The 9,204-nt window shown below is 72.3% G+C and carries 9 protein-coding genes; all 9 read left to right on the forward strand.

The window, feature by feature from the left end:
* Positions 1–435, forward strand: a 435-nt coding sequence (locus CCN72_RS39070; protein ID WP_208638068.1) for a hypothetical protein, incomplete at its 5' end; no start/stop codon positions are given.
* 34 nt (positions 436–469) lie between these two features.
* Positions 470–1,426: a nucleoside-diphosphate kinase gene (locus tag CCN72_RS38660; protein ID WP_143664167.1), complete on the forward strand. Its 957-nt coding sequence runs from the start codon at positions 470–472 to the stop codon at positions 1,424–1,426.
* Complete coding sequence (locus CCN72_RS22530) at positions 1,386–2,702, forward strand: nucleotidyltransferase family protein (RefSeq protein ID WP_086809083.1); 1,317 nt, start codon at positions 1,386–1,388, stop codon at positions 2,700–2,702. The genes CCN72_RS38660 and CCN72_RS22530 overlap by 41 nt, the downstream gene beginning before the upstream one ends.
* On the forward strand, positions 2,699–3,742 hold the full coding sequence (locus tag CCN72_RS22535; RefSeq protein WP_086809084.1) for an aminotransferase class I/II-fold pyridoxal phosphate-dependent enzyme: 1,044 nt from the start codon (positions 2,699–2,701) through the stop codon (positions 3,740–3,742). Before CCN72_RS22530 ends, CCN72_RS22535 begins: the two co-directional genes overlap by 4 nt.
* The gene (gene aepY, locus CCN72_RS22540; RefSeq protein ID WP_086809085.1) at positions 3,739–4,857 is read left to right on the forward strand and encodes a phosphonopyruvate decarboxylase; all 1,119 of its coding nucleotides are present in this window, start codon (positions 3,739–3,741) and stop codon (positions 4,855–4,857) included. The genes CCN72_RS22535 and aepY overlap by 4 nt, the downstream gene beginning before the upstream one ends.
* Positions 4,858–4,916: 59 nt before the next feature.
* Entirely contained in the window at positions 4,917–5,747 is an 831-nt protein-coding gene (locus tag CCN72_RS22545; RefSeq protein ID WP_086809086.1) for an isocitrate lyase/PEP mutase family protein, read from the forward strand.
* 6 nt (positions 5,748–5,753) lie between these two features.
* A complete protein-coding gene (locus CCN72_RS22550) occupies positions 5,754–6,773 on the forward strand; it encodes a GNAT family N-acetyltransferase (RefSeq protein ID WP_086809087.1) in 1,020 nt (339 codons plus the stop codon).
* Entirely contained in the window at positions 6,770–7,768 is a 999-nt protein-coding gene (locus CCN72_RS22555) for a class I SAM-dependent methyltransferase (RefSeq protein WP_086809088.1), read from the forward strand. Before CCN72_RS22550 ends, CCN72_RS22555 begins: the two co-directional genes overlap by 4 nt.
* A gap of 45 nt (positions 7,769–7,813) precedes the next feature.
* Positions 7,814–9,097 (forward strand): MFS transporter, encoded by a 1,284-nt coding sequence (locus CCN72_RS22560; RefSeq protein WP_086809089.1) that lies wholly within the window; start codon positions 7,814–7,816, stop codon positions 9,095–9,097.
* Positions 9,098–9,204 lie beyond the last annotated feature (107 nt).

A 9,204-nucleotide genomic window follows, 5' to 3' on the forward strand; every position in this document is an offset into this window, starting at 1 on the left:
GTGCGGGTGGCCACCCGCACCCTGCGGGACGACGAGCCGGAGCTGGTCGACCTGCGCTGCCAGCTGGTCGTCAAGTACGGGGGGAGCGCCGACCCCGCCAAAGAGGCCTCGATGATCCGCCGGCTGCGGTCCTGCTTCGACGACGACGCGATCACCGTCGTCACGGCCGAACACCAGGGAAAGACGCTGGGCTTCGGCGTCTTCGTCCAGGACGGCGAAACCTGGATGCCCACCCTCGCCGGCGCGGACTACACCGACCCGAACTCCCGGCTCACCTATTTCGCCACGCTGTTCTACAAGCCCATCGAGCTGGCACCCGAGCGGGGCGTCCGGATCATTCCCTACGGCCTCGGCTCCTGGGAGGCGAAGCAACTCCGCGGCTGCGTCGCCGCCCCGCTGTATGGCGCCGCGCTACGCCTTGACGGGCACATTTAGGGATCCTTGACTCGCATATACAGGGAAAGGCCCCATGACAATCGAAGGCGAACGGGCCATTCACGAGGGACAGTCTTTCGATGAATCGGTCTGGCAAACGCATGCGTTCTGCCTGATCAGTCCGGACAGTCTGCGCGAACAGCGAGTCGGCGCCGTACTCGACCATCTCGCGGTCGCGGGTTTCAAGCCTGTCGGATGGCGGGAAGTGCGAGTGACCGCCCAGCAGATCGACGCCATTGCCGAGATTCAGAACGTCGGCGCCGGGAGCACTTTCCGCTATCGGGCCCTCGACGCCCTCTTCTCGCTCGGACCGTCGGTCGCCCTGCGGCTGCGCGACGAAGTGTCCCGCAGCGCGGCGGAACGGTACGCCGTTCTCCACGAAATCAAAGGCGGCACGCCGCCGAGAACACGCCCCGGCTCGATCCGGCACGAGGTCGGCTCGGTGAACGCCATTCTGAGCCTGCTCCATCTGTCGGACAGCCCCGCGAACGCCGCCCGGGAATCGGCCGCGATACTCGGCCCCGAACCGCTCGCCGCATTCCACGACGGCGCGACCCTCGACGGATACCTCTCGGTGCTCGCCCGGACCCAGCCGAAGGAGTCCCGCGACCATGTCGCCGTCCTCGGCGCGCTGCGCGGCCGTATCGTCTCCGCGCTGTGGACCGAACTCGGTGACGAAGGCCGGGCCCTCGCCGAGCGGTTGACCGCCCGCGGCGAACTCGCCCGCCCGGACGCCGGCCGCCGCCTCGCCGACCTGGTCCGCCCCGAGGCCGCAGGGCACCCGCTGCTCGCCGTCCTCGCGCACCCCTTCGACCCGAGCGCGGCCCCCTGGGACCTGTCCGAGGTGGACCTCGTGCTCCGGCGGCACGGCTGCGCGTGCGACTCCTGGGAGACCGCGGTCCTGACCACCTCGCAGTACTTCGAGCCCGTCCTCACCACGAAAGGCGCGCATGGACACGCAGACCGCGATCATGACCTTGGGACGGACTGAGCCGCCGTCCTCGACCGTCGCCGCCGCGCTTGACACGCTGGACGGCGAGATCACCCCCGAGGAGCTGTACGCGATCCTCTCCCGCTCGAAGGTCACCCGCCTCGCACACGCCGCCCTCGACGGTCACACGGGCTCCCCCTGGACGAACCGGCTGTACGAACTCCTCGCCGAGGAGGTCCGCCAGGACGACGCCTGGCAGGCCGACGCCGCCCCGAAGATGCGCGAAGTCGTCGACGCCGTCCAGGAGTTCGGCGGCCGCATCATCAAGGGACTGTGCGCCCAGTCGGTCTACCCCAGGCCCGAACTGCGCCATCTCGGCGACGTGGACGTCCAGTTCCCGCAGTGGGCCGCCGCCCGGCCACTGGTCGACTGGCTGCGCGAGCGCGACTGGGTGTACGACACCGACGAGATGCCCTGGCTCAAGTGGCATGACAACGGTGCCGTGTACGGCCAGGTCTCCCTCGTCTACCCCGACAACAAGAACCCGTACGCCCGCGTCGACCTGCACATCGGCGCCTTCTCGGTGGGCCACGCGGGACTGCTGCCACTGGCCGGCTGGCGCACCGGTACCGCGCTCGGGCGGCCGGCCACCGTGCCCGGCGTCGAGACCTCCATCGCGATCACCGCCGCCCACGCCCTGTGCGACCAGATGCTGTCCGTCAAGGACGTCAACGACCTGCACGCCCTGGTCAGCGACACCACCCCGGACTGGGTGTCGGTGAGCGAGCTGTGCCGCTCGGTCCGCGCCCAGGGCGCCCTCGCCCGCGTCGTCAACGCGGTCCGCCAGGCCTACCCGGAGAGCACCGCCGTACTGCCCCCGGACCTCGGGGAGGAGACCGCACTGGAGCTGACCCCGCCGGGACCCGAGGCGCGCGCCGAGGCGTTCGCCGCCCTGGCCCACGAGGACGAGCGCGCCCGCGGCGCCGACGAGGGAGCCGCCACCGCCCTCGCCGACTCCGCGCGCCACTACTTCTCCGCCGACCTGAGCCCGCGCGTCGCGGACCCGGACGGCGCCGCCGCCCCCGGCGATCCGGGACGGGACCGCTGCTGGCGGCTGGTGCCGCGCGAGGTGTGGGAGACGCTGGCCGAGACGGCGGCCGACGGGACGCCCGCGGAGGTCACGAGCATCGAACTCGCCGCGGGAATGACCCTGTTCGGCGGCGCCAACGCCTGGGCCGTCCGCTACGGCAGGGACGTCTTCGTCCCCACCGTCTGGGGGGAGATCAGCCGGGACAGCCTCGCGCTCGCCCGCCGTCTCACGGCAGGACCGGCGTGATCGACCTCAGCGGATCCCCCGCCCCCTGGCCGGACGAGGCCACCCGGCTGTGGGCCGACCGGGTCGGCCGAGCGGCCCGGCAGAGCGACCTGTGGACCGTACCCGCCCCGCAGGGCGACGAAGTCCTGCGGGAGGTACTGGCCGCCCAACTCGGTCTGCCGGTGGAGCAGTTGACGATCACCGCCAGCCTGCGGGCGGCCGCCCTCACCTACGCCCGGCGCTTCGGGCACGTGGCGCTGGAACGGCCCACCTATCCGGGAGTCGTCCCCGTCCTCGCGGGCGCCGGCGCCCAGGTGACCCGGGCCTCCTGGGGCGAGCTGCTCAAGGGCGCCTTCGGCGGCGAACCCTGGGACACCGTGCTCTGGTTCACCTCGCCCGGACGCAACCCGGACGGCCGCACCCTGACCGGCCAAGAGCGCTCCCGCATCGCAGAGTTGGCCGCCGAGGGCCACCGCGTCGTGGTCAACGAGACGTACGCCTGGTTCTGCGGGCAGGCCGGCACCCCCGCCGGGGCCGACAGCGTCGGCACCCTGCACAAGCTGCGGGGCGTCGGCGCCCGCCTCGGCTGGATGGCCGGACCCGGCTGCTTCGAGGAGGCCTTCCCGGAACTGCTGGGCACCCCGCCCTCACCGGTCTGGCAGCGGGCCTGGGGACTGTTCCTCCGGGACGGCGGACTCGACCTGCTCCGGGACGGACTGCTGGCCCAAGTGGACACCGCCAAGGACGCGTTCAGGGACCGGCTGGCCTCGGCGCACGGCATCGAGTTCCCCGCCTTCGACGGACCCAACGCGCTGATCCCGCTGGACCCGCGCGCCGCCGAGGCACCCGCCCCGACCGCCGAGCAACTGGAGGAGTCCGCGCTCGCCGCGCTCCACGAGGAGGGGTTCAAGGCCGTGGCCGCCCGCCACTTCGACGCCGAACGGCCCGCCCTGCGCGCCACGTTCTTCGGGGTCGGCGCCGCCGAGGCCATACGCTTCGCCGACGCGGTGGCCCGCTCGCCCCGCACCGCACTCCGGCTCCGATGTCAGGGACACACATGACCAACACCACACCGGCACTGCCCGCGGACCTCCTCGACCGGGCGCTGCGCGACCGGGGCGTCGACCGGTTCGCGGGCGTCCCCTGCTCCTACTTCGCCGGTCTGATCCCCCTGCTCCAGCAGGACGGCCGCTATGTGCCCTGCGCCAACGAGGGCGCCGCCTTCGCCACCGCCTGCGGCTTCTCCCTCGCCGGCGCCCCCGGCGCCGTACTGCTCCAGAACTCCGGCCTCGGCAACCTGGTCAACCCCCTCACCTCGCTGTCCGCGCCCTACGACATCGGTGTCCTGATGTTCGTCAGCCACCGCGGCGACCCGGACGGACCGGCCGACGAGCCCCAGCACCGGCTCATGGGCGCCGCCACCGTCCCCCTCCTCGACGCGCTCCGGGTGCCGAACTGGCAACTCTCTCCGCACCCCGACGAGTTGGGTACGACCCTCGACGCCGCCCTCGACGCGGTCCGCTCCGGACGCACCGCCGCCCTCGTCGTCCCGCGCGGCGTGATGGCGAAGCCGGCCCCCGCCGAGGAGATCCCCGAGACCTCCCAGCGGCCGGGCACCGAGGACGTGGTGGCCGCGCTCGGCGCACTGCTCCGCGACGAACTGGTCGTCTCCACCACGGGGTTCACCTCCCGCTGGCTGTTCGCCGGCGCCGACCGGCCCGGCAACTTCTACATGCAGGGCTCCATGGGCCACGCGCTCTCCCTCGGCCTCGGCCTCGCACTGTCCCGCACCGACCGCCGGGTCTTCGTGCTCGACGGCGACGGCGCCTGCCTGATGCACATGGGCGCCCTCGGCACCGTCGGCGCCCAGCACCCCGGCAACCTCGTCCATGTCGTCCTGGACAACCAGCAGTACGAATCGACCGGCGGCCAGCCCACCGCCGGCGCCCGCACCCGCTTCGAGGACGTCGCCCGCGCGAGCGGCTACCGCTGGGGCGGCCGCGTCACCTCCCTCAGCGACCTCAAACCCGTGCTGGAACACGTCGGTTCACAGCCCGGACCCGCCCTGCTCGTCATCGAGACGACCGCCGGCGCGGGCGCCGCGCCCCCACGGGCGACGGCCAGCCTGGAACCCGACGCGATCCGCGCCCGCTTCATGACCGAAGCCGCCGGCTGAGCGCCGTACCCCACCCCACTACGGCACCACCGGACACCCCACCCGAAGGACTTGAGACCATGACCGTGCACAACACCACCCTGAGGCCGACCCCCGCCACCGCCATCGGCGTCGGCGTCCATGACGCGCTCACCGCGCGGATGGTGCAGAGCGCCGGCTTCGACCTGCTGTGGCTCGGCAGCCTGGAGGTCTGTTCGCGCTTCGCGATACCCGACCGGAATCTGCTCACCCCCACCGAGATGACCTCCGTCATCCGCGAGGTCCGCGCGGCCACCACCCTGCCGATCTTCGTCGACGCCGACAACGGCTACGGCAGCGATCTGACCGCCGCCCGCGCGATCCGCGCCTTCGAGGACGCCGGCGCCCACACCGTCGTCATCGAGGACAACGTCTTCCCCAAGCGCAACTCGCTCGCCGCCGACGAGTCCCGCGACCTCATGGACACCGAGGAGTTCGCCCGCCGCCTGGAGCGCGTGACCGCCGAGCGCAAGGACCTGCGCATCGTCGCCCGCTGCGAGGCGCTGGTGGCCGGCCTCGGCGTCGACGAGGCGGTCCGCCGGATGCGCCGCTACGCCGAGACCGGCGTGGACGGGCTGTTCGTCCAGGTCAACAGAAAGTGCAAGGACCAGCTCTTCCCCGTCCTCGAACAGGTCCGCGGACTGCTGCCGATCACCCTCGCGCCCACCTCGCTGCCCGAGGTGCCGCTGGAGACGTTCGCCGAGTACGGCGCGACCACCGTGCTCTTCGCCAACGTCGTCGTGCGCCGCATGCTCGCGACCCTCCCCACCATGCTCGGCACCCTGCGCAGCGAGTGCCTGCTCTCCGCCGTCGAAGGGGACATCGCCCCGGTGGAGCAGGTGCTGCGCATGACCGACGAGCGAGTGGGCTAACCTCCGATGCCGGCCACAGGCATACGGATCTCCTCCCATACCCGGATCCCGGACCCGCACGGCTGGGACGCCGTGGTCGCCGCCGCGGGCGCACCGGTCTTCTACCGTTCCGCACTGCTCACCTCGTACGCCGCCAACCCCCTGCAACCCACCCTGGACCACCGCTACTTGACCGTCGGCTCCGGCGACGACCCGTCCGCTGTCATGCCGCTGTACCTGGTGCCGGCCCGGGACCCGTTCGGGACGCGGAACGTGGCGGGCCCGCCCTGGGCGGTCAGCCACTTCTGGCACTGCTACGACACCCGGCTGCCCCTGCGGCACGCGGAGAAGGAGCTGGTCGAGCCCCTGTGGGAAGCGATGCGGGCACAGGCCCGCGCGTGGGGCGCGGCCGAGTTCGGATTCATCAACATGGCACTGGACTCCCCGCTCACCCCGCTCCTGGAGAGCAGGGCCCGCCGGGTGCCGCGCAACCACCGCTTCCGCATGCCCCTGACGTCCGTCGGCAGCTTCGCCGAACACCTCGAACGCCTGCCCGCCCGGGTACGGCAGGACGCGCGCCGGCAGCTGCGCCTGGCGGCCAGGGCCGGGATCACCGGACATGTCTACCGCGACCCGCTGCCCGAGCGGATCGTCCGGGACGTGTGCCGGCTCCTCAAGCTGACCGCCGACCGCTACAACCCCGGCTACTACGAACAGGGCCCGCTGGCCGATCTGTTGACCAACGTAGGCGCGCCCGCGTGCGTCTTCACCCTGGAGGAGGCCGGGCACGTGGTCGCCGCCTCGGTGTCCTTCCTGGACGGCCGGACCCTGCACAACTGGGCCATCGGCGTGGAGAGCGAGGTACGCGGCACCTTCAGCCCGTACCTCGTGCTGCTGGACCTCTCCGTCGACTACGCGGTGTCCCAGGGCTGCGAGGTCATCGAACTGGGCCGGACCAACCCGGCGTGGAAGCAGCGCCTCGGGGCCGAACCCGTCGAGCTCGTCTCCTGGATGTGCGACTCGGACGATCGAAGGGAATTCTCATGACCAAGCCGGCCACCGCGCTCGCCGAGGTCTTCGACCAGGGCATACCCGTGCTCGCGGTCCTCGGCGCCCAACGCGCCGGTCTCCTCGCGGCCCTGCTCGAACGGGCCGCCACCGCCGAGGAGTTCGCCACCGACCTCAAGCTTGACCCGCTCGCCACCCGCCTCACCCTCAACGTCCTCGTGCACAGCGGCGCCGCCGTCCACACCGACGGCCGCTACCAGGCATCCCCCGAACTGGCCGAACGCGCCCGCAACGCCCCCGGCGGCGTCGAACTGCACCTGAACCTCTTCGACCACCTGCCCGAACTGCTCCTGTCCGGCAAGCCGTTGCTGTCCATGGACGGCACCCTGGAGGAGCGGGGCCGCCACTACGCCCAGGTCGCCCAGGGCCTCGGACACATGTACCCGGGCGCCGCCGCCGAACTGGCCGAGGCGCTGGAAGGGGAGCCGTACGGCATGGGCGGCGGCGCCCGCTCGGTGCTCGACCTCGGCGCCGGCTCCGGTGTGTGGAGCCTCGCCGTCGCCACCCGGATGCCGGAGGCCCGGGTCACCGCCGTGGACCTGCCGCCGGTCCTCGAAGGACTGCGGCACAACGCGGCCGAGGCCGGCGTCGAGACCCGCGTCACCGCGCTGGAGGGCAGCTACTTCGACGTCGAACTGCCCGCCGCCGCCCACGACCTGGTGATCCTCGGCAACATCCTGCACCTGGAGACCGCCGGGGACGCCGAGCGCCTGGTGCACCGCGCGGCCGCCGCCGTCAAGCCCGGCGGAACCCTCGCCGTCATCGACATCCTCGGCTCCGGGCCGTACGAGACGAACCCGGTGCGCGCCCAGTACGCGCTGTTCCTGGCCGCCCGCACCAGCAGCGGCGCCATGTACTCCCGGGCGGAGGTGACGGACTGGCTCACCGAGGCCGGCCTCACCGGCATGCGGTCGGTCGAACTCCCCAGCGCCCCACCGCACTTCACCTGCCTCACCGCCGTACGGCCCCGCTGACACCACCACCGCTCCGACGAACCGACCCCCTGAGAGATCGAGTACATGACGGATCCCAAGCCCAGCATGTTCCTGCCGCTCAAACACCGGGACTTCGCCTTCCTGTGGACCGGGCAGTCCCTGAGTTCCATCGGCAACGCCATGTTCCCGATCATCCTCGCGATGGTCGTCCTGGACAGACACTCCGGCGCCACCGGGCTCGGCGTGGTCCTCGCGGTGCAGGGCATCGCGCTGGCCGCGGGCACCGTGCTCGCGGCCTCCATCGGCGACCGCTGGCGGCGCACCCGGGTGATGATCGGCGCGGACGCCGTGCGAGCCGTCGGCGTCGCCGCCATCGCGATCGCCCCGGTCCACCTGAACACGGCCGTCTTCATGGTCCTCGTGATCGCCATCGGCATCGCCGAGGGCCTGTTCCTGCCCGCCTACAGCGCCGTGCCCCCGCGGCTGCTGCCGGAGGAGGCGCTCCAGGGCGGCAACGCGCTCAGCGCCCTGTCCCAGTACGTCTCCATGGTGGCCGGACCGACCCTGGCCGGCCTCGTGATCGCCGGAGTGGGTCCCGGGCCCGCGCTGTGGATCGACGTCGGCACCTTCGCCGCCAGCCTCGCCACCCTCGTGTTCATCAAGGAGACCGACGCCGCCAACGCGCGTGACGAGTCCCCCGACGAGGAGGAGCCCGGCGGCATCATCCGGCGCGGCCTGCGCGACTTCAACGAGGGCATCCGGGAGATCCGCTCCCGCCCCTGGGTGGGCGCCTCCATCGGCATGGCGACCATCGTCATGACCTTCTGCGTGGCCCCCGCCTTCCTCGCCGCCCCGATCGTCGCCGAGAAGAGCCTCGGCGGATCCGCCGCCTACGGCGGTGCGTTCGCCGCCCTCGGCGTCGGCTCGATCATCGGCTCGATCGTCGGCGGCAAGATCCGCACCAGCCGCCCGGGCACCGTCGCCTGCTGCGGCCTCTTCACCATCTTCGGCTCGGTCGGCTCACTCGCCGTGCTGCCGCTGGTCGGCGTCCTCATCTGCTGGGCGATCGCCGGCGTCGGCGTCACCGTCTTCTCCATCCTGTGGATGACCGCCCTCCAGCAGGACGTCCCCGACCGGGTCCTCGGCCGGGTGATGGCCCTGGACTGGCTGGGCAGCCAGGGCCTGATGCCGCTCGGCTACGCGGCGGCCGGCCTGGTCGCCGCCAGCATCGGAACGCGCGACATGCTCATCGTCAGCGCCTTCATCGTGCTGGTCGCGGCCCCGCTGCCGCTGCTGGTGCGCGGCGGCACGACCTTCTCCTCCCGGCCCGCGGCCGTGGAGAACGAGCCGGCCGGAACCACGGTCTGACACAGCCCGAGCCGGGCCCGGCCAAACCAATCCGGGCCCGGCCAGAGCAAGCCGGGCCTGGCGCGATCCGGCCGACCGTGCCCTGCCCGCCCCGGACCCCGCAGACC

This window comes from Streptomyces murinus, assembly GCF_002154555.1.
GTDB classification, from domain to species: domain Bacteria; phylum Actinomycetota; class Actinomycetes; order Streptomycetales; family Streptomycetaceae; genus Streptomyces; species Streptomyces murinus.

Bases quoted from the DNA above. Each gene is read 5' to 3' on its own strand.
- CCN72_RS38660 (WP_143664167.1), top strand. From the start codon at position 470: ATGACAATCGAAGGCGAACGGGCCATTCACGAGGGACAGTCTTTCGAT.
- CCN72_RS22530 (WP_086809083.1), top strand. From the start codon at position 1,386: ATGGACACGCAGACCGCGATCATGACCTTGGGACGGACTGAGCCGCCG.
- aepY (WP_086809085.1), top strand. From the start codon at position 3,739: ATGACCAACACCACACCGGCACTGCCCGCGGACCTCCTCGACCGGGCG.
- CCN72_RS22545 (WP_086809086.1), top strand. From the start codon at position 4,917: ATGACCGTGCACAACACCACCCTGAGGCCGACCCCCGCCACCGCCATC.
- CCN72_RS22550 (WP_086809087.1), top strand. From the start codon at position 5,754: ATGCCGGCCACAGGCATACGGATCTCCTCCCATACCCGGATCCCGGAC.
- CCN72_RS22555 (WP_086809088.1), top strand. From the start codon at position 6,770: ATGACCAAGCCGGCCACCGCGCTCGCCGAGGTCTTCGACCAGGGCATA.
- CCN72_RS22560 (WP_086809089.1), top strand. From the start codon at position 7,814: ATGACGGATCCCAAGCCCAGCATGTTCCTGCCGCTCAAACACCGGGAC.